General features: G+C 59.3%; 19 protein-coding genes and 3 pseudogenes. 3 read left to right on the forward strand and 19 right to left on the reverse strand.

Going from position 1 to position 20375, the window contains the following annotated elements:
* Nucleotides 1–10 precede the first annotated feature (10 nt).
* The 8 genes and pseudogenes from OKW43_RS32585 to OKW43_RS32620 all read right to left on the reverse strand — a co-directional run bounded on the left by OKW43_RS32585 (nt 11) and on the right by OKW43_RS32620 (nt 7099).
* The gene (locus OKW43_RS32585; RefSeq protein ID WP_429452275.1) at nt 11–415 is read right to left on the reverse strand and encodes a nuclear transport factor 2 family protein; all 405 of its coding nucleotides are present in this window, start codon (nt 413–415) and stop codon (nt 11–13) included.
* A gap of 202 nt (nt 416–617) precedes the next feature.
* Nucleotides 618–1592, reverse strand: a complete 975-nt coding sequence (locus OKW43_RS32590; RefSeq protein ID WP_429452277.1) for a CobW family GTP-binding protein — start codon at nt 1590–1592, stop codon at nt 618–620.
* Nucleotides 1589–1939, reverse strand: a pseudogene (locus OKW43_RS32595) (amidohydrolase family protein); the annotation flags it as partial. The gene OKW43_RS32590 and the pseudogene OKW43_RS32595, both read right to left, overlap by 4 nt.
* 206 nt (nt 1940–2145) lie before the next feature.
* Nucleotides 2146–2685 (reverse strand): annotated as a pseudogene (locus OKW43_RS32600) (IS6 family transposase); the annotation flags it as partial.
* 1290 nt (nt 2686–3975) lie between these two features.
* Nucleotides 3976–5181, reverse strand: a complete 1206-nt coding sequence (locus tag OKW43_RS32605) for an IS91 family transposase (protein ID WP_429452279.1) — start codon at nt 5179–5181, stop codon at nt 3976–3978.
* 8 nt (nt 5182–5189) lie between these two features.
* Nucleotides 5190–6068 (reverse strand): tyrosine-type recombinase/integrase, encoded by an 879-nt coding sequence (locus OKW43_RS32610; protein WP_429452281.1) that lies wholly within the window; start codon nt 6066–6068, stop codon nt 5190–5192.
* Between the two features lie 414 nt (nt 6069–6482).
* Nucleotides 6483–6812 (reverse strand): type II toxin-antitoxin system RelE/ParE family toxin, encoded by a 330-nt coding sequence (locus OKW43_RS32615; RefSeq protein WP_429452283.1) that lies wholly within the window; start codon nt 6810–6812, stop codon nt 6483–6485.
* A complete protein-coding gene (locus tag OKW43_RS32620; RefSeq protein ID WP_090812048.1) occupies nt 6809–7099 on the reverse strand; it encodes a type II toxin-antitoxin system ParD family antitoxin in 291 nt (96 codons plus the stop codon). The genes OKW43_RS32615 and OKW43_RS32620 overlap by 4 nt, the downstream gene beginning before the upstream one ends.
* 1167 nt (nt 7100–8266) lie before the next feature.
* Here OKW43_RS32620 and OKW43_RS32625 point away from each other — a divergent pair.
* Both OKW43_RS32625 and OKW43_RS32630 read left to right on the forward strand, forming a co-directional pair.
* Nucleotides 8267–8722 (forward strand): hypothetical protein, encoded by a 456-nt coding sequence (locus OKW43_RS32625; protein WP_429452285.1) that lies wholly within the window; start codon nt 8267–8269, stop codon nt 8720–8722.
* Nucleotides 8719–9057, forward strand: coding sequence for a hypothetical protein (locus tag OKW43_RS32630; protein WP_143037317.1), 339 nt, complete (start codon nt 8719–8721; stop codon nt 9055–9057). The genes OKW43_RS32625 and OKW43_RS32630 overlap by 4 nt, the downstream gene beginning before the upstream one ends.
* A 78-nt stretch (nt 9058–9135) precedes the next feature.
* Here the strand turns inward: OKW43_RS32630 and OKW43_RS32635 are convergent.
* Nucleotides 9136–9433: pseudogene (locus OKW43_RS32635) on the reverse strand (neutral zinc metallopeptidase); the annotation flags it as partial.
* 11 nt (nt 9434–9444) lie between these two features.
* Here OKW43_RS32635 and OKW43_RS32640 point away from each other — a divergent pair.
* Nucleotides 9445–9822 (forward strand): hypothetical protein, encoded by a 378-nt coding sequence (locus tag OKW43_RS32640; RefSeq protein WP_143037318.1) that lies wholly within the window; start codon nt 9445–9447, stop codon nt 9820–9822.
* A 396-nt stretch (nt 9823–10218) separates the two neighbouring features.
* Here the strand turns inward: OKW43_RS32640 and OKW43_RS32645 are convergent, their stop codons facing one another.
* From OKW43_RS32645 to OKW43_RS32690, 10 genes are all read right to left on the reverse strand, one after another.
* On the reverse strand, nt 10219–10419 hold the full coding sequence (locus OKW43_RS32645) for a hypothetical protein (RefSeq protein ID WP_090812578.1): 201 nt from the start codon (nt 10417–10419) through the stop codon (nt 10219–10221).
* Between the two features lie 297 nt (nt 10420–10716).
* Complete coding sequence (locus OKW43_RS32650; protein ID WP_429452288.1) at nt 10717–13038, reverse strand: SMC family ATPase; 2322 nt, start codon at nt 13036–13038, stop codon at nt 10717–10719.
* The gene (locus OKW43_RS32655) at nt 13026–13559 is read right to left on the reverse strand and encodes a hypothetical protein (RefSeq protein WP_429452290.1); all 534 of its coding nucleotides are present in this window, start codon (nt 13557–13559) and stop codon (nt 13026–13028) included. Before OKW43_RS32655 ends, OKW43_RS32650 begins: the two co-directional genes overlap by 13 nt.
* Before the next feature lie 219 nt (nt 13560–13778).
* Complete coding sequence (locus tag OKW43_RS32660; RefSeq protein ID WP_429452292.1) at nt 13779–15176, reverse strand: metallophosphoesterase family protein; 1398 nt, start codon at nt 15174–15176, stop codon at nt 13779–13781.
* Nucleotides 15177–15354: 178 nt separating this feature from the next.
* Nucleotides 15355–15837 (reverse strand): NADAR family protein, encoded by a 483-nt coding sequence (locus tag OKW43_RS32665; protein ID WP_429452555.1) that lies wholly within the window; start codon nt 15835–15837, stop codon nt 15355–15357.
* Nucleotides 15719–17410, reverse strand: coding sequence for a group II intron reverse transcriptase/maturase (gene ltrA / locus OKW43_RS32670; protein WP_429452294.1), 1692 nt, complete (start codon nt 17408–17410; stop codon nt 15719–15721). Before ltrA ends, OKW43_RS32665 begins: the two co-directional genes overlap by 119 nt.
* Nucleotides 17411–17990: 580 nt before the next feature.
* Nucleotides 17991–18131: a hypothetical protein gene (locus OKW43_RS32675; protein WP_429452296.1), complete on the reverse strand. Its 141-nt coding sequence runs from the start codon at nt 18129–18131 to the stop codon at nt 17991–17993.
* A 12-nt stretch (nt 18132–18143) separates the two neighbouring features.
* A complete protein-coding gene (locus OKW43_RS32680; protein ID WP_429452298.1) occupies nt 18144–18353 on the reverse strand; it encodes a hypothetical protein in 210 nt (69 codons plus the stop codon).
* A 168-nt stretch (nt 18354–18521) separates the two neighbouring features.
* A complete protein-coding gene (locus tag OKW43_RS32685) occupies nt 18522–19829 on the reverse strand; it encodes a hypothetical protein (RefSeq protein WP_429452300.1) in 1308 nt (435 codons plus the stop codon).
* A complete protein-coding gene (locus tag OKW43_RS32690; protein WP_429452557.1) occupies nt 19826–20092 on the reverse strand; it encodes a DUF7696 family protein in 267 nt (88 codons plus the stop codon). Before OKW43_RS32690 ends, OKW43_RS32685 begins: the two co-directional genes overlap by 4 nt.
* Nucleotides 20093–20375 lie beyond the last annotated feature (283 nt).

The raw sequence follows: 20375 nt of genomic DNA on the forward strand, positions 1-20375 counted from the left end.
CTCGGCGGTATCAAACGTTCTGCGTCGGACGTTCCTTGCGGAAGGCACGCTTGACCGCGATCAGCCCATCACGAAACTCGAAGAGATCGCAACCTTCTGCTTCGATGCGCCAGCCTTCCGCATGCGTGCCGGTGAACACCCACTCGGACACACCGCGTTCACCGACGACGTAGTGACGCCCCTTTCCCCAATGTGCATCCGGGAAGGTCTTGAAGACCCCTTCGAATGCCGCGCGTACCGCGTCGCGGCCGACGAAGCGTGTACCATATACTTCGCTTCCGCCCGCTGCGTCGAACACGCAGTCTTCGGTCATGAAGTTCATTAGCGCGTTTGCGTCGTGACGATTGAACGCGTCGGAAAAGTCAGCGAGCGTTTCCGCGGTCACCATAGGGGCGGACGTTTGTGTAGTAGTCATGCATGTCTCCTGCTCAATGATTTTGGGTCGGTCTCGTGATGTCGCCCAGGCAGCGACCTCTTGATAAAAGTGTAGGTTTTGCGGCCGCTTGACGGTAGGGCCAGTGCACTGGTTTCGCCTGGTGCAGCGTCTCTGGTCCGGATAGCCTGAGCAAATGGCTGAGCCTCATTGAGAGGCTGCGAGAGGCTGCGGCACGCCAGCGCTAGTTCACCGCTCGCGTACCGTCGAGGCAGCGCTTGACTGCATGCTCGTCTTCATCGGTAAAACGTCCGATCAGGACGATCGTCGAAACGGCTGCCGCGTTGCCAGAAAATGGCGCGATGAGAATGCGGCCATCGACCACGTGGAGCTCCTGCGGTGAGGACTCGTGCTCCAGCCAGACAATGCCCTTGGCTCTCAATAGCGGGACGGACAGGCTGCCAAAGGCAGCCTTGAGTTTCTTCCTGTCGAGGCGCGCCTCCGATCGAAAGGAAAAACTGCAGATGTCCAGATGATTGCTGAGGTGCGCGCCCTTCGTCAGGTTCAAATTGCCGGTGCGGTGGCGAGGCGCTACACTCGCGTCGAAGATCAATTCAAGCGGTATCTTTCCGTCGACCGATTCGAGCAGAATCGCAGTTGTCGCCAGCGCCAGCGCCGCTTGTTTCGCCGTCGCTTTTTCCTGCGCTGTGACGAGATCTATTTTGGTGAGCACGATTGCCGTCGCGCCCGCGATTTGCCGGCGCACGATGTCGCCGACATACGGGTCTCGCAACGTCTCTCCTATGCGCTCGGCGTCTACTGCAACGATGATCCCGTTCAACCTGAATGCGCGGTCGAGCAGGCCGATCTGCGCGATCTTCACCGAATCGGAAACGCCGCTCGCTTCGATGATCAACAGCTCGGGACGTTCGGGCCGGGCGCTGATTTTCAGCAGAGCGTCGACGAGCCGGCCGCCGATTGAACAGCAGATACAGCCATTTTCCAGATTGATGACGTCGTCGGTTCGTTCGCGGATCAGCGCGGCGTCGATGTTGATATCGCCGAAATCATTGACCAGCACGGCCAACCGACGCTGCCCGGCGTTCGACAGCACGTAGTTGAGCAAGGTCGTTTTTCCCGCCCCCAGGTAACCTCCGACCACCACCATGGGAATGGGTGGCCCGGGGCCCCCAGCAGCAGAAGCAGCAGCGGCATTCATTTTGCTGGCGACTGAAAAACACGCCCGCCCAACACCGTTCCCCACACCTCGACGTCTTTCAGTTGTTCGGCTGCGATATCGGTGGGGTCGTCGGCCAGCACGGCGAAGTCCGCGAATTTGCCCACTTCGATGCTGCCGATCAGATGGTCCATCCTGAGCGTGTACGCAGCACCCAGGGTAATCGCGCGCAATGCGTCGGCCACCGGAATGCGCTCGCTCTCGCCCAGCACCCGTCCTGAAGCAGTCTTGCGCTGGACCGCGCACCAGGCGGTGAAAAGCGGGCTCAACTGCGTGATCGGCGCATCCGAATGAAATGCGACTGGAATGCCCAGCCGCCTTTCGTTCCGTGTGCGGCTAGAGAATGCAACTGGACGACTGCGCTAGGCTGTCCGAACACGAACGTGGCGTCGCCGTTTGTGAACTGCGCGAGAGGCACGAACCGGAGACGGACTCAACGCGCTCAGCCGCAACTCGAAGGCGCTATTCCTGCCCGGCCGATGGGTTTTGTCGATAACGAACAAGGGGCGAGTGAGATCGATATGCGAAGTAGTGCTTATATTGCAGGGTCGTAGAATTGGTCAGCGGCGGACGGAGGGGTCCCGAGAGGACATTTCATCTGCCCTTCAGCGATGATGTGCATAATTTCAATGCCGACCAGAAGAATCGGGGCACAGCGAAATGCCTTGAACCTTAGCATGGGCCGCGTCCGTCGCTTGATCGCCCGATGGTCCTGTTCGACCAGGTTATTGAGATATTTCGACTGGCGGATGTTGATGGGCGTTTCACGATCGGCATTGATCGCGGCGAGATTGGCGCCGCTTTTGTCGATGGTTATCGTCTGGTGTACACCGTTCTGGACGATCGATTTCTCAAAGTAGCGCCGGGTCGGCAGTTTGTCCCGATGGGCGCGTTGCAGAGAGTCGATAATGTTGGCGTCCTTGTCGACGGCCCGGTACAGCTACCGCCATTCCCCCTTGACGCGGAGGTACGTTTGGTCCAGCCGCCAGCTCTTACCAACCGGCCGCTTGCGGCAGCGAAACGCTTTCTCCAGCACTGGCAACAGCTTGATGGCCCAGCGGTGCACAGTCGAATGACGGTCGCAGCCGCGCTGCTGATGACGGCGGCGATGTGGTCTTTTCAGCGGCATTGGTCACGTTCGGTGGAGCACCTCAGCCCTGTCTCCGCTAGCTCGGGACGGCGTGCGCAAATCGGTTCAATAACCGATTGGGGCGCTCGTTCAGCACTCGGTTGACCGCGCTATCGCCCAGTCCACCCAGCGATAGTGCGACTTCAGCTCGTCCAACCGTGGACGCGTCGTTCGCCCCTTCCTCGGTTTGTCCGGAAATGAAGGAGTAGATAGCCGCAATTATGTACCCTTCATTTGGCGACTGAAGCAGCGATTCGATGAATCTGAGCGGCGTCGGCAAGTCGCATCCTCTCGCCGCCGTCCCTCACGGATACGCTCTGCGGTCGTGCTCACTGATCGTAAATTGGACCCTCGAACAGATCCAACGTCGTGCCACGCTGCGGCAGCGGCAGTGCCCCGCTGCGGACCTTGGCAACCACTTCCTGCGGCAGCCACGCGTCTTCCATCGCGTCGACGCCTTTTTTCGATCAACTGCTTGAGAAAAAACGACTGGCTGCGCCCCGTGACTTCCGCCAACAGTCTCAATCGCTGCTCGATCGCCGCCTCGACGCGTAACCGCGATGACGTGCGAGCTGTTCCCTGACTTCCGTCTCAACCTCTACTCCTGATCGCAGGTGTGCCACGGACCGGCGCATTCGCGCGCTGTATTACCACAATCGGACGGAGCGGCGTCGAGTAGCGAAGATCGCCGCGCGGCGCATCGCGTCGACGGGGAAATGGTGATCCACGATCCGGTCTCGTCCCGGCGTCGGCCCCAGTAGGAGGGACTACCGACGCTATGTCGATGCGGACACGCCCCATCCCTCTCAGGGTGCCACGCACCAATTCGTGAAGGTGCTTTTGCGAAAAATTCAACTTGAACCTAACTATAAGGATAATGCAGAGCGTTTTTTTGTTAGCGATCGCGGCTACAGGCGCATCACTAGGCCGATTGAGATCAGTCCGCGGTCGGTAACTAAAAAACCGTTTGCGCTAAACCGCTCCGCAGGCGGTGACCGCTATGGGCATTGAATGACTGCTGCGGTAATTTGCGAGGCCCGTGGTGGGTTATCGCACCTGTGCTCGACACAATCGCGTGACGCCTGCGTGGCGAGAGACGCACGAATGTAGTGAGCCGCAGGCAAAGGCTTTGACGTTTTGTGCCATTCGGGTGCTGCGACGAATCGAAGGTACGAGTGCAGCCGCGCTTGCCTCGTCGGGATAGGCAAACGTGTCCAGAAACAGGTGCATTGGCAACTAGTGGGCATGGACGGAACCTGGCGGGGCTCGTGGGAGGCTACCGGGCATACTTTCAATACGGAGCATGTGTCCCGTGCCGCACACGGGACAGTCGCGCAGCGACTTGCCGGTCAGTCGCTGGTAGCAGTCACGGTAGTCTTCGCTGGGCTCGGCTGACGCGGCGGCGGGAGCCTCGACGCCGAGCAGTTGCCGGCACGTAGCGAGCCTGTCAGACCGGTGGCAGTTGGCCATCCATCCGTAGCTGCGGATGCGCTTGAAGCCCTCTGGTAGCACATGCAGCAGGAAGCGGCGAATGAACTCGTCGGCCGTGAGCGTCATGGTCCTTTGCCTGGCCTCGTGCCGGTAGTCCTTCCAGCGAAACTGCACGGTGCGCTCGTCGAAGGCAAGCAGCCGGTTATTGGAGATGGCGACGCGATGGGTGTAGCGGCCCAGGTAGTCGAGCACGTGTTCGGCGCCACCAAACGGTGGTTTCGCGTAGACGACCCAATCCACGTGAGCAGCGGGCGCGAGCCAGGCGGCGAACGCTCGCGGGTCACGCAACGACTCAAGCTGGCCATGAAAGCGCAGCGCGCCGGCGTCAAACGCGCGGCCCAGCTGTTCGAGAAACAATCGGCGAAAGAGCCGTGAGAGCACCCGCACGGGCAGGAAGAAGCCCGGACGGCAGGCGATCCAGCGCTCGCCGTCCGGGGCGATGCCACCGCCTGGCACAACGCAATGCACATGGGGATGATGCAGCAGATTCTGGCCCCACGTATGCAGGATTGTGATGAAGCCGATCTCGGCGCCCAGGTGCTTCGGATCGGCGGCGATCGTGCGCAGCGTCTCGGCGCTGGCGCGAAACAGCAGATCGTAGAGCGTCTTCTTGTTCTGCAAGGCGAGCGCAGCGATGGATTCGGGAAGCGTGAAGACGACATGGAAGTACTCGACCGATGAGAGGAGTTCCGCGCGCCGACGTTCGAGCCATTGCGCACGGGCGAGCGACTGGCACTTCGGGCAGGCGCGATGCCGGCACGAGTTGTAGGTGATGCGCTGATGTGAGCACGTATTGCACTGCTCGAGATGGGCGCCGAGCGCGGCGGTACGACACAGTTCGATGGCGCTCATCACGCGACGCTGGGCACGACTGAGCCCTTCGGCATGGGTTTGCCGATGCTGAGGGCCGCAGCGGCGGAAGATGTCCGCCACTTCGATCGCCGGTCGCATGACTGCGTTCAGACGTCCTCTGGCACAGCGGGCGCAGACTGAATGGGTGCGGGGTGCGGAAGCAGGTCGAAGGGGCTGGTTGTGGAGCACACGGTGCTCGTGGCCACGGTAAGGTACCGCGAAGTGGTGGCAAGGGACCTATGGCCCATGAGCAGTTGGATCTTGCGCACGTCAGTACCGGCTTCGAGCAGATGAGTGGCGAACGCGTGCCTCAGCACATGCGGCGTAATCGGCTTCTGGATGCCGCTGCGCTGCCGTGCCTTGTTGCATGCCTGCCAGATCGCGGCAGTGGTAATCGGGTGTCCGGGGATGTCGCCGGGAAAAAGCCAGTCGCGAGGGTGAGCATTGAGCCAGTACGTTCGCAGGATCTCGAGCAGCCGTGGTGAGAGCATCACGAATCGATCCCTACGGTTTTTCCCCTGGTTCACGCGGATGACCATGCGCCGGCTGTCAATATCGGTGGTCTTCAGGTGCGCCACTTCTGAAATTCGAAGACCGGCGGCATATGCGGTCATCAGAATGGCACGGTACCTCAGGCTGGGAATAGCGTCGAAAAAGGTTGTTACCTCATCGAGGCTCAGGATGACGGGGAGTCTCAACGGCTTCTTCGGCAATGGAAAGTCCTCGTCGCTCCAGTCGCGTTTGAGCGTCACGCGGTAGAGCAAGCGCAGTGCACCGATCGTTGGGTGGAGACTGGCGGGCGCTAGCTTGCGCTCTTCCCGAAGATAGATGAGCCAGGCCCGTATCTCCTCGGGACCCAGTAACTCGGGCGAACGGCGGAAGTGCCGGGCGAAGCTTGAAACCTGAAGAAGATAGGATCGCTGAGTATTCTCAGCGAGATTTCTGATCTGCATGTCGGTTAACATGCGTTGACGCAATGGCGTCATGGGAACCTCCTGGAAACAATGTTGAAGCCCGGTTGGGCATCCATATATTGCTCCTGGAGGTGTCCACTTCTCCTCGGTCACGATCCAGCGCCCGACTACCACCTCTGATGAACGTCGGCTATAAGCTCTGGCTCTCCACCCCTACCGCGTCAGCGGTTTAGTGCAAGTGTTCTTCCATTAATAGCGAGGTTGACATAGATAAAATCGCCAACGTCTTGTATGCAGTATTCCGAACGAATCCTATCGAGGTGAGACAAATACCCTGGGGCTGCGTTGCGACTCAACATTGCAGGCGAGAGTCACGACCTATCTGAATAGTTTTCTTAAGATTTTTGAAATCACGCAGTATGGGTTGCCGACAAGCGATTTGCATCATGCGTGACTATTCAATCCGTCCGCGAATGTGGAGTACTCCTAGTGGTTCGAACTCCGATCGCTGAATGCCGACTGCCAATCCTGGCCACCGTAAAAGACGCCAAGAAACCACACCGCTTCTGCATCTTCCTCAACGACAAAAGCGAGAATCGTATCCCCCTTGTAGTGAGTAGTCTTGAGACCCGGCATCACATCGTCCTGGGGAGTTCCACGATTCGGGTAAGTCGCGAATGCTTCGCACGCGTCGTACACCTCCGTGATATATCGTGCAATTGAAGCCTCGGAGCACCCGTGGAACTCCATGTAGTCCGCGATGATTTCCAGCCGTTCGTCGAACTCTTCCGCATAATTTACAACGTACTGAATCACGCGGCAGGTTCCTTTCTCTTTGCCCTGCGTTGGCTGCGCCGTTCGGCTAGCCTGGCTTCGGATTGCTCACGGGTTAGAGCGTTTCCGGGATTGGCTTTCAGTTTCTCGTATGCCGGCACAACCTGTTCTTTCAGCCAGTGCTTGACGAGCTGATCGCGCTCCTTAAGCAGCCTGAGACCGTCCCTGACTACCTCACTGTCGCTGTTGTAGTCGCCGCCTGCGCTTCGGGAGCGCACGAACTCGTACAGCTCGGGTGTCAGAGTAATCGTTAGCGGTTTGCTTGCCATGATCTAGCCCCTGTTTTCATGAATATATGAGAGTATCATACACCTGATTAACGGCTCCGCCGGTAGGCGGACGCGGCGCGACAGGTGCCGTCAGCTTTATCAACGCTCACGCAAGAAAGTGCATTTTCCACGACCTTGGTCCTGCGCAAATGACGTTGATCAGCGCCCCAATGGACATCCGCCATCGGGGAAATTTAGCGGCACGTCTGCGCATCGGGTGTCCACAGGTGGCACCGACCTATTGCGAGCTGGCGGACGCACCGGAGCGACGGGGTGAGCCGAGCCGGGGGCTGAGGATGGCAAGTGTTCATAGCGTTTGCGAAAAGGCCCGTATGGACATGCAGCGCGGGGAAGCCGCTGAGCTGCAACCGGACACTGCCCTCACACAGTGGGAGTTAGATGGAACATGAAAACACGCGGCCCATGCGACCCTGCCAGACGGGATCGTGGCGAAGCCAGGCAGGCGACGGCGGATGCGTGACCGTTAGTTGCGTAATAGCGCTTGGCTCTTTGAATAGCTTAGCTCTTCGAATACTTTCGACCGCGGCGCTATGCCTGGCGTCTCGGGGGGAACGAAAAAGACCGTCGGACGTTACAATCAAAACATGCGACTGCAACGCATCACTGCGCGCCTCTCATCGGCGCACTCTTTGCGCTACAGCCCATTACTCCAGGCGAGCGGCTCATCGAGTACAAAGGTAAGTGACGAGTTGGCGGCGTGCCTTTGCCCGTCACCGGTCCGACGTCGGGCATACTTTCGGGTTCGGTATCTCCGCCTGGTCCTGGCTACGGCCGGCGGAAACGATGAAGGACGAGACGCTCGGATCGTGCGTGCGACCTACGTTGAGTGCAGCGGGGACAGTGGCCGCCGAGGAAAAGCCCCCAGGTCACTGCGCAACACCTACGGCCGAAGGCACTTCGCCCGCGAAAAAATCCACGAACAGGGAGCAGCCCGCTGGGTCTTGGCAGCCACAGAACCGTTACGCGGTGGTGGGACACGATTCAGAATGCCGGTCAACCGGACGACGTCCAGGAACTGGAAGCGCGGACGTAGGCGCGCCGCATCAGATGCCTACGGGTTCGTCAGCGTTCCTTGACTTCCGTTATTCACGCGTAACCTGGTGTGTGCGCCGAACATAGGGTACGGCAACACACTGAGGCTGAGCTATGGTCTACAAAAGTCGTTTCAAAAACATCGTCTATCCGGCATGGCGGCACGCGCCGCGCGTCGCGCGCTACCGGATCGTGCTAGCGAAAAATCGGAAGCTCGTCCGGACGGTCGTGTATCCCCTTGGTGGCGAGCCATCGCAACCGCACCATGCTGACCTTGCCCTTGCGCTGGCCGTCGTACTGAACAGGGTCATCGACGGCGAGTTGACTGGTGTGTGCCACGTGTGCATGCGGCCCGTGGTGCAGACGGGTGTGCGGCTGACCGACTATCCAGTCCGGGTCAACGCTTCTAAAACGTGGTACCACGGGCGTGCTGCTGACCGGTCAGTTGGCAATACCGCTCAGCCGCTTCACATCCACTCTCTCGATGTCGTCGGTGGCGCCGTCGCCTTCCATGTCGGCCACGACAAAGACAAGCCGGCAAGCGCCTGCGTTGCGAGGCTGCTTCCATGAACCCAGCACCACATCGTTATGCCGTCGGGCGCTGGGAATCCTTGTGGGCGAGTGAGCCATATATGTTGCACCGGTTCGTAATCGATCTGCCGACCCGCAAAGTGATCGCAGGCCAGGACCGCATTCGAAAGCAGTGGCATCCCATGAGCATTCGACACGTCGACTACATGCAGCAAATATTGGAAGAGACGTTTTCCGACATCTTCGAAGATCCGCATGAGTACGGATTCGAGACAGTTGATGATCCGCCGTCCTGGGCAGTGCAAGCGTGGCCGTGGCCGCGTATCAACGAAGACGACGCGAATAATGGAGCGGGCGAGGAAAGCACACTGTGAGCGCGAGTCGCGCTGTGGATGGCGGACACGACGCGGACGCCCCGGATTTCTTGACGTCCGGTCTGCGAAACACCTGGCTTACAAGGACTGCGCCGGGATCGTATCGCATTGGCGGATATCGCCCGTCGCCATGCCGCGCCGCAGCCACCGCTGCCGCTGCTCACTCGTGCCGTGCGTGAATGCTTCGGGCACGACGCGTCCCTGCGATTGCCGCTGCAACCGGTCGTCGCTGATCGCGCCTGCTGCGTTCAGGCCCTGCTCGAAGTTGCCCGGCTCCATCAGCTTCGCGTCCAACTGCTGCGCGACCGCCGCTCACACGCTCCGCCTGCAATTCGAGGCGCATGAACAACGCATTGCCCCGCGCCTGCGACATGCGCAAATACGCGCATGCGCGGTTTCGGCAAGGAGGCTGATTCACCACCCGGGAAAAAACGGACGACGACATGGTCATGGCTGGAGATTGTCTTTCTCGAGGGCGAGGCAAATCCTGATCCTTGTTCTTCGATGGTTGCCGAGTGCGGAAGTGGCGTTGTATGGGTCAACGAGCGCCGCCAGCTTGGGGTTTGCGGTACAAACACCAAAAGCAGGACAACGCGCTTCCTGACGACCGACGAACTGCTTGGCGATGCCCTCGGCAACTCCGAGCTACACGAACTTGGCCACATGATCGCTGACTTTCCCGACAACCGAAATGCGGGGAACAAGCCTGCGCCCAACCCTGTTTCTCGCCCGTCGCGTACGCGGAAAGCCAGCTCGGCTCGGTGAGCGCGGTACTCATCGCGCAGACTCCCGGTCACGGGTCGGTCTGCCACCGATGATCAGAAACTCACGTTCGCCGGCCGTCCGGTTGACCTTGCGAACCCACGGTCGCACCTCATTCGGACACGTCGGCTGCCCATCGATGGACTTCATCGCGTCGGCTCCGGTGTAGAATCGCTCCGGGTAAAATCCAGGAATTGCAGCTTCAAACATAGATACTCCACAGGTAAATGCGGAGCAGCCCCAGACGGGCTGCGTGCCCGCCCAGGGTGTTGAAAAAAAGTCGCCGACCGGTGAGGTCGGGCTTGCCAGCCAGTACGCCAGCAGGCACCGCTTAAACGGGAAAGCCCCAGCTTCCATAAGAGAAAGCCGGGGCATTTCAACGCATGAACACTCAGCGAATCACGAACACGACTTCGGTTGACTGATCGGATAGACAAGCACCCGACCGTCCGGGCAGATCGTGAAATCGCCCCGTTCACCTCTCGGGTTCTGGACAACAATCACCGGCCGCGGATTGGCCACATGCGCCTGTGGTTGGGCCGTACACGCGGATAGCGACGAACTACCTGCCGCGAGCAGCAGCATCAGAAGGTTTTGCATCGTGAGTTCCAAAAGAAAGGGAGGTGGCACCGCCTAAGCGGCGCGTGAATCGACAGGCTCGCTCGTGTGAACAGTCACCCACTTGCCGTCTACCAGAACGTCACGCATGAGCGTGCCGTTCAGGACATAGGTGTGAGTGGTGCCAGAGCGCGGCGAACAGGGACGAACCGATAGCGTTACCGCTTCGGCGCGTCGTTGAAGACTTCGAACAATTGACATGGCGTTCCTCGTTTGAAATAGAGCGAGAAAGCGCCCCTTGTGGGGAGCGTTTCCCCACAGGGTTGAAAAAATGACTGGTCACGCGGCGAGCGACTGAACGTCAATCACAGCATCGGCGTCGCTCACCAGGTCGGGTGTTTGCGAGATAAAAAACTCCCGCTCATACCCGCCCTGCTTCAGCACTTCCCGCTTCATCCGCATAAACTGCAGCTTGCGCTGCGGATCGAGCGGACCATCGGACTCGTCGCTAAAGAGCGTCTGATACGGCTGCCCGGCGTTCTGGGCCTGGTACAGCGCAATACCTCGTGTGAGGCATTCGTTGATCCAGACCTTCTGACCACCGGACATCACCGACACGGACTTCGTACTGTCGGCCTCGGCGTCGTGCACAAGGATCTCGAAACCTTCGCGCAGTTCGCCATTTGCAAGCGCGCGCTGTGTGCGGATTTCGACCGTGAAGCGCGTGCCGTAACAGGCAAGCAGCAGCCTGTTGACGGTGTCGGCCAGTGCGGGACCCGCGTCGTCGATCGTCAATGCAATAACGCCGTCGTTGCCGAGTCCTTTCGCGAGCAGCTTCCACTGCGCAATTTCATCGGAGAGCCGGTCGGCGCGCCGTTGCGTAGCGGAAAACCCGTTCAGGTCCGCCGCCAGTCCGTTGGCTTCGGCCTGCAGCATTGTCTGGGCGCGGATCGCACCTTCGATACTGCCCTCGAGCGCTGCGACTGCTTCACGATTCGCGGCCAGCTTCCGGTCGGTCTCTGCAATCGCGGCCGTCACGTCGACGGCTGCAAGCTGCTTCGATTCCTGCTGGATTCTGTTCATCTCCGCCGTCATACGCGCCTTCTCGGACTCGTGTCGGGCAGACCGCGCAGCAGCTTCGGTCGCAACGTCTCCCAATTCCGCGTTAGCGGTCTCAAGACCCGTTGCGGCAGCGTCGAGTAGTGGCTTGCTGGCAGCAAGTTCAGTCGCCGCCTGCAGATCACGCCTGGCGTCAGTTAGGGTACGGGCGACCGTATTAACCTCACTGCGCTTTGCAGCAAGCTCTGCGACCACCGGTGCAAGAAGATCGGCCTGTGCTTTCTTTTCGCGATACTGCGCACGAAGTTCGGCCACCGACACACGTTGCTCTTCTGCCTGCGATTTCGCCTGAAGCGCCTGACTGAGCAGCGGACACGTGGCATGCATGGCATGCCCCACGCACGGCACCTGATCGACGACTGCAGCCTGCTTCGTCAACGTCTCGAAGTGGGCGGCTTTCGTCTGACCCTGCGTCATGAGGCCCGAAATTGCAGTCTGAAGCGTCACATGACTCACCTGCTTCCCTTCAAGATCCGCAATCACGCGCTGCAGAGGCTCCAGCTTTGCCTCTTCGCGACCGATCAGCAGTTGCGCTTCATCGCGCTTCGCCGCCGCTCCCAGTATCGCTTCCTTGCGGGCAAGCGTCGCCTGATGAGTCGCCACGGCCTGCTTCAGCGAGTTGACGCGCTGCTGAGTCCGAACGGATGCTGCCCGCTCATCACCATCCAGCGACTGCCCGCCTTTGACCAGCTCGTGCGCGCGAACCGACAGTTCCCGCAGCCTCGCCTCGGCAGTTGCCGATTCGCCTGCCTTCGCCGCCAGCGTCGCACGCTCCTGAGTCAGCTTCGCTGCTTCCTCAAGCTTCAGATCGCGTTGTGCACGCGTGTCGCGCAGAAGCTCGCCTTGTGCAAGCACGGAGCGTTCGACATCCGCTTTACGCTGTCGCTTTCCCGCGAGTGCCGTCAGATCCGTCTGGATTTCGTCGAGCGCACGGCCAAGAATCTTCGCGACGTCACCGGCTTTCGCCGACAGCGCCTTGAGGTGTTCAATGCCGAGCATCTCTGCGAGCAGCGTCTTGATCTCTCCCGCACCATACGACGCGAGCGGCCGCCGGTTCTGCGCGGAGAAAACGCTGGTAAAGAAGCTTTGAAGGGAGCCGTTGATGGCTTCGACACAGCGGTTATACGTCGCCGCCTTGCCGTCCGACACGGTGCCGTCGGGCAACGTAACGGGATGCCACGCGCCGTCCGATCCATGCCAGGCAAGGTAGTACTCCGCCTTGCCTGTCTTGCCGGGCTTTCTGAATGAAAACGTCGAGCGGTACCGGATACCGTCGTGTTCCCACTCCAGCTCCTTCAGCGCACTCGTTCCACAGATGTGGTCCCAGTATGAGAAGGCATCGACCGACAGCATCGAGGCGTGTGACGGCATGATCGGATACGGATGCAGGTTGTCCATGATCGTCGTTTTGCCGGCCCCGTTAGCGCCGACAAGCGCAATCAGGCCTTCCGGCAGCGACTCGAGGTCAAGCGTGACGCTTTCGCGCCTCATCCCGTCACGGACGCCGTAGAAGCCTTCGAGCGTCAGTTTCAGAGGGCGCATGGCGACACCTCCGCAGCTTCGGACATTGCTGCCATCCGCGAATAGAAAGCGACATCGTCATCGTCGGGGAAAGACTCGACCATCGGATCGCCTCTCTCTGCGACAGCCACAGGCGCCCGAAGCTTGCCTGCGATCGCAGCCTCGACTTTTTCGCAGGCCCGGGCGAATTCGCGGCGGGCACACGTGAGAAGCTCGTCCCACCCGGCATAGCCGGTCAGGGTACGGATCTCCATCGGGGACCACTGCGTCGCCATGCCCATGTGATATGACCAGAGCAGGTGCTGCATTTCAACGGCAGGCGTAACGACGACCTGACTCGCTCCCGGCGTGGTTGCGCTCAGCACAAGCATCTGGCCAGACTGCGCCAGGACGGCCCCACGGTCCTTGCCGAAGGGTTGGTGAAGAATTGCCGCCGTGAAACCAGCGTGCTCAACAAGCGACTTCTGAACGTCGCGTATGTCCTGATCGTCATTGGCGAAGATTCGAGCCCAATCGGATCCAGCAGGGTAAAGACCAAACATGATTGCACTCCGTAGGTAACAGGCGGAGTGCTCCCTGTAGGGATCGCTCCCCGCCAGGGTAAAAGAAATGAACTGTAGAGAAAGGTGAAGCAACGACTACATCGATGCGTCGTGAGACGCGGTGAAACCTCGTTTCGATAGCTGCGACAGCTATCGGAACAGGGCTACTGTTCCACTGCAGGAGAGCCATACCGGCCTCTCCTGCATTCGGGCAGTAAACTACGCTGCAAACAGATCATCTTCGAGCCACGACATCTGTGCGGCGGGCAAGACCTCGACCGTCGCATCAGGCACCGTGTCGCTTTCAGGCTCCAGCGGAATGTCCACCGGCAACTGCCCTGACGAAGAGAATGGCTCAGGCACCGATTGCGCCACAGCAGCGCCAACGTCTTCATCGGTCAGACCGGCCAGCACCGCGGCAGCAATCGCTTCCGGATAGCCAGACTCGAGCAACCGGTACCGCTCGACGATCGGCGCAGCATCCACGTTCGCATGTTCGGCCCACCGTTCAATCTTTCGATCGACAGTCGGCTCGATACTGATGCCTTGCGATCGCGAGCGGGTCACAGGCAGGATGCGCGGCTCAAGCTTCAAAGCCGACGCGCCAGCGAACAGCGCTTCAATCGCTTCACGGTCTACCGATTGGCGATGCTCCTCGTCCACCTGCCAGCGAACACGGACGAACTTGTCGCCTGCGTCAGCGGCGATGGCCGCGAGTCGCTCCATGTCTGGAGGGCCGTCGAAGTCAACGCAGACCGTCTCGCGCGCCGGCGTCGGAACAAGCAACGCTTTCGCGCTCCCTGTCTCAACGTCCCACGCGAGATAGCCTTTGTCACCTTCCTCGCCGTAGTGAAACCGTCCAGGCGACCCGGCATAAGCCACGACACGGCCGCCGCGTTCCCACTGCTGCGACTTGTGAATGTGGCCCAGCATGAACGCATCGCATTCGGCCTCGAACAGTGCACCGAGTGAAAACTCGTGATCAAAGCCCGCCATCGTCACGCCATGCTCAGTCGTGCAACCGTTGACCGTGCCGTGCGACACACCGACCGTGCGAATGCCAGACGCTCGAAGCTGTGCATTGATCCGCCCAGCCGCTGCCAGGTAGTCACCCAGCACCGCCTCAAGCCCCGTCGCAGCATTCTTCGCACCGACCGCGGCCGCCAGTTGCCCCTTGTTGATCGAGGGCAGGCAGGTGAACACGACGTCGGCGCCAAGAGTCAGGACGCTGCGCAGCTCCTCTTCGTTGAACACGGGCCCTGCCGAACCGAAGAACTTCCCTTCGAGAAGGCTGACCTGCTGCACGCGCTCGGCGATGAATACCGGGTAGTTCGTGCCCATCAATGCGAAGTTGCGAAGCGTTCCCGGTGGCTCGTGCGAGAACGTGCCCTGAAGCATTAACACCGGCATGGACAGACTCAGGTGGTTGATGTTCCACGCCAGCCGGTTCAGGGCGGGCGCATGCGCATCAAGCCGATGATCAGTCGAGTCGCCGGAAATAACAGCGACATCCATGCAGCGATTCATCGCGTCCTGAACTGCGAAAGAGAAACACCGGTCCGCCTCATCGAGGTTTTCTGGCGAGTAATGCAGGTCAGACATGTGAGCGATTTTCACGTCGCCTCCTGAAAAAGAAAAAGGCCGCCCAGGGCAGCCTTAAATGGATCACGCGCCGGGCGGCGCAGTCGGAAAAACAGTCAGCGAGAAAGGGTGTCGCGCACCTTCATTAGCGTGACGCCAAGCAGGTTCGTGCCACGCCAGTTCGCCTTGTCGAGAATCAGCGGGTCCCGCTCACCTAGCCTAGCCCTACGCCCCAGACACGGTCGTAAGGACTGGCCTCGACAAGCTCGGTTGGCGCGGTCGCCAGAAGCAGCGAGCGCAATCCCGGATTCTGGGCAAACTTCTCCCGGCACCCGACATAGACAATCGCCTCGCGCTTGCCTTCCCACGTCGCAAGGTCGAAACCTTTCACGCCCCGTCCGATCGCCTTCTGATCTTTCGGATAACGCGCCGCGAGAATCTCCGCCGCCGAATTCTCATCACCAAACAGCTTGGCCTTTGAGAAGTCGGGTAAGGGAAAGCCATTGCTGGCTGCCCCTCCCCTAAGAACCGGACTTGAAAGTTTCCCTTCATCCGGCTCAAGCCTTTCTAAACCCCAGTCAAGGAGCCGGCTTACGAACTGCGATATCTCGGCTATGAACCTGCCTGTGACAATTGGGGTGCAGGAAAGCGAGATTGGAGATACTGCTGCTCCCGCCCCGCGATCTCCAACGAATATGATGAACGTGCCATCCACTCTGCTTGGTGATCTTTTCCCCGCAGTGAGCGCACTTGCCGCCTTGAGAAATCCAAAGCGACAGGAGCACCCTCCGACCGGTCAATGATCTCGCCATCCGAAGGTTAAGACGTTCTTCGAAGTAGCTTTCCCACCTTGGGTCATATGGATTCGTCTCGCCTTTGACAGCGACGTGCCGAACGATCGTTATTTTGCTCAAGTGTTGAAGCTTGAACAGTTTTACATCGCCCGACCCGGGTTCTCGCTCATCTGCCGCGAAAACCCAGTCCCGAGGACCGACACGGTGAAAATACCGGTTCTTGATCCACGGGAGACGTTTCCTTGGGTGCCTGCGTTTTGCCCACCGCCACAAACATTGCCAAATCAGGAAGTCCACTTTGTGAAATGTGTCTTTCGCGACTACGTGCCGGTGATAGTTGCCCCAGCCCTTGACGATTGGATTCAACAAACGGATCAGCGTTGACTGCTTAACCTGCTTGTTGTTTCTGACTACATCGCGAATCTTGTCCATCAGCGAACGCACGCTTTTATCCGACGGCCGGATCAGTAGCTTCCCGCCGTACTTCCGGATGTTCTGACCGAGAAAGTCGAAACCGTGGTCAATATGCGTGGTGAGGGTTTTTTCCTGTGAAAGCTCAAGCCCTCGTTCCCGGAGGAACGCTACGACTGCCGGGAGTACTTCGTGTTCCAGGAATTCTTTCGAACGCCCCGTGATCACAAAGTCATCCGCGTACCGGACAAGATTGACACACCCCCTAAGCTTGTTTTTCGAAACCCATGTAAATCGGTCTCGAAGCATGGCCTGTAGCCCATCCAATGCGAGATTGGCGAGTACGGGGGAGATGATTCCGCCCTGAGGGGTACCTTCCTCAGTGGGCGATAAGACACCATCGCTCACAAATCCCGCCTTCAGCCACTTCCGGAGTATCGCTCGATCCATATGAACGTTCGCGAGTAGCCAGTCATGACTGATTTCGTCGAAGCAGGCTCTAATGTCACCTTCCAACACCCACTGCGGAGAGGCCTTCTTTCCCAGCACACCGAAGCACCGCTCTATGGCGTCAGCCGCAGATCGATGTGTACGAAAACCGTAGGAATAACCATCGGCAATCGTTTCAGCCACCGGATCGAGAGATAGCAGGTGCAGCGCTTGCATCGCTCGGTCTCGGATTGTCGGAATACCCAGGGGTCTGAGCTTTCCGTTGCTTTTCGGAATATAGATTCTCCGCAGAGGTGACGGTCGGTAACCTTGTCGCCCCATCGAAAAAATGGCAGCAGACTTTGATTCCGGCGTAGACCAGGTTTCCCCGTCCACGCCCGGCGTGTTCTTACCTCGATTCTCAGTTACCCGCTTCACGGCTAGAGCTTTGCCATGAAACGAATGCGTTAGCAGCCATTGCAAGGCTTTCACCTTGCCCCAGCGGCCTTCGCTCGTTGCCTTCACGATTCGCGCTTGCAGCCTTCTCACTTCTCGATGACAGCGGGACCAATCAATCTGGCGCCACTCAACCGAGTTATGGGAAGGCGCACCTGCGTCTACCAACGATGCAGTCATCTGCTTTCCTTCCTTAAAAGGTTTCTCAATACATCTCGTGATGAAAGACCACGTGGAAGTGGGCTCCCTTTCGGGCCAGACAAAAACAGCTGCCTGTATCTCGGTCATTACAACCGAGCCTTCGCTTTTTCCACGATCCCATACCCGCAATCCATCGTTGCATCTTGCGATGCTCCTACCCTTGCGGGAGATATACGGGCTTACCGCGTTCCACGTAAGTAACACGACCGGGTTAGGGCCTGTCTTTTCGCCGGTGACTGTTGCGTCCGTGTGACCCGAATGATGAGCGGGTCAACCAGTCACGTACCGTTTTGGTTCAAGCCTGTCAGCACGTTTGGCTTGTTGCAATTAACGACGTTTATCGACAGTTCACATGTGTTACCCATACCGATCAGCCTAGCGACCGAACCCCAGTTGTGCTCGGAGTTCTCGGCTACCCTCGCGGGATCACCTAGCCCGAAGGCGATCTACATTGTCCTCAAGGCTTCTCACGGTGCCGTTACCAACACCGCGAGCTTGAGTAGGCTACTGCACACGGAAATGCAGGTTTCTTCGCTAAGCATCTAGCTGAAACAATTACTTACGCGACTTCGCGTCGCACCATCATGAACTGCTCGACCGAGGTAAAGTCCACGCCGTGATAGCTGAAGCGGCACGGATGCCAGTTACTCAGCGCGTCCTCAGCGCCAAAAAACAGCGTGAAGTTTGCGATCTTGCGCATTGTTGAATGCTCCTAGAAGACTGTGATGCAGCCGTCGCCTTCTCCCCAGTTGATCTGCAGCTTCGCAGGCTCGGGTTCGATCCACGACGTGCTCATGCACTGCTGGCATTGGACAACGATCCGCTGCGTTCGATCCGCGGTGAAGTCCTTGAACAGGTCACCACCACAACCACCGCAACGCATCTGCTGCAGACCCGTGAGGGCGCCCAGATCGTTCGACATAAAGTTGATACTCCATCAAGACAGGGAAATGATCCGCCGTCATGGCGGAAGAATTCGATGCGCAGGGATGCGCGGTCGAAAACGCTTGAGCAAGTGCCGCTTGCTGAAGGGTTCTCGTTACGCGAAGAAGAAAGAGGAACGACCAGCCCCGAAGGGGCCGGTCTAAGGTCAGACGTAGGTCACTGCCTGCATGATTTCGTCGTCAAACGCAGCGCGATCATCGAGCGCCGCCGTGAGGCGTTCGTTCATCTGATCGACGTCTGCCGGCCTTTCCGCCCAGCCGCGCCCGAATCTGACGTGCGCGAACTTGCGAAAATCCTGCTGACGATCCGGCTGGCTGAGTCCCAACCGGCTAAGCAGATCAGACATGCGGTGACGCTTGTCCGCAAGCGTCTCACCCTCTTCGGGCTCACCGCCGTCGGTAACTGAACCGCTCGCACCGACAGTTTCGCCATGCGTCTGCCCAACGGTCTCAGAGGCTGCATCTGTCATTACCTGCGACAGGACCTCGACATTGCCACCGGCTTCGATCAAAGCAACTGCCCGGCTCGCCGCTTCCAGCGCTGGCTGCGGCTCATCGCCCGCATCGAGCAATGCCCCGAGATCGATATCCGCATCGAGCACCGTCAGCATCTGCTTCTGACGCACCGCCTGCCCGTTGTCGTCAATCCGCGTGATGTCGAACTCCTTCTTCGACAGCCAGAAGCGCGTGCCGGTCAGCCGACCCCGCGCGAGCGAGACGGTCTGCATGGCGGAATACGCTTTCTGCAGGACGTAAATCGAATTCGTTGGAAGTTCGATCAGGCCACGCCCTTTCACGTCGGGAATCGCAAACACGAAGTTCGCGCTCAGGTTGCACTTGCGTTCCTGATACTGCGGACACACGTGCGGGTCGCAGATGCCATCGGGAATGTCGTCGTCCTGACGCTGGATGACAAGACGTCCACCGAAAGACCGCCGCACCCGCTTCGCACGCTCATCGCGCTCGACCGGTGCGTACGTCTTGCAATAGCGCTTGCCGTCACGGCCATACTCCGAGAAGTACTGCCGTCCCGTCGTCGTGTAGGCGGCCATCTGGTTAGGCACATTGCGCAGCCAGTCGTCGAAGGCGAACATCACCGGGAAGCGGTGAAGCTTGAGGCCGTCGCCACGATCCTCGCCGTAGAGCTTCAGAATTTCGTCAGCCGTGTCGGGATTTGAGAAGTCAGACCGTCTGCAGGTGAAATGCGCGACGTTTCTCGGAATCAGCGCATTGCGCAGATTCAGCTTCGTCTCGATCACCTTTCCGATCGTCTCGTACGAGTCGCCGGCGGCCACCATCTCGTTGTATATCCTGACCGCAGCCGGATTACCCTGGGCGTTGCGAGTGAGCACCTTGATACCGGGCCGGATCTTGCCAATGACCGGCGGGCGGATTGCGCGCTCTTCGACCAGACTGCGAGGCGCGTTGTCGAACATCTGGACGACTGCATTCATGAGGGTTTCCTTGAGAGAAAAAAGATGGCGTTCGTGCGTAGCGTGCCGGCCTGGGATTCAATCTCCCGGGCTGCGGCGCTACCGCGACGTTCGCTGACATGGTGGATAAAGACGGAGCGCTGGTCGTCGCTGTACATCGCGACTTGCGCAACTTCGCAGCGACTGCGCCAGGCGTCGGACGACGTGTCCGAAGCGGCACGCTCGTTGTCGATCTGGTGCTTGATAGCCTCGGCGATACGCTCGTTGAGGCGGTCGGGCAACAACATAAGCACCTCCAGTTGAGAAAGGCCCATCCGGGATGGATGGACGAAAAAAAAGCCCGCTCCGGTAAGGGAGCGAGCTTCGTGAAATCGAGGATAGTTGTGACCTACGCGCCACGTCCCTTCTGGGGACGTGGCGTGCAGGGAGCGGCACCGGCAAACCGGAGCGCTCTGTCAGAGGACGTAAAGTCGTCCTCGCGCAGCATGGTCACGCTGCGCAACAGCCCTTTTCGGAAATACATTCCGCCGCAGGAGTCACGGATCAGCCAACTTCGATCGTTCTACC

The organism is Paraburkholderia sp. WC7.3g (genome assembly GCF_050436345.1).
GTDB classification, from domain to species: domain Bacteria; phylum Pseudomonadota; class Gammaproteobacteria; order Burkholderiales; family Burkholderiaceae; genus Paraburkholderia; species Paraburkholderia podalyriae.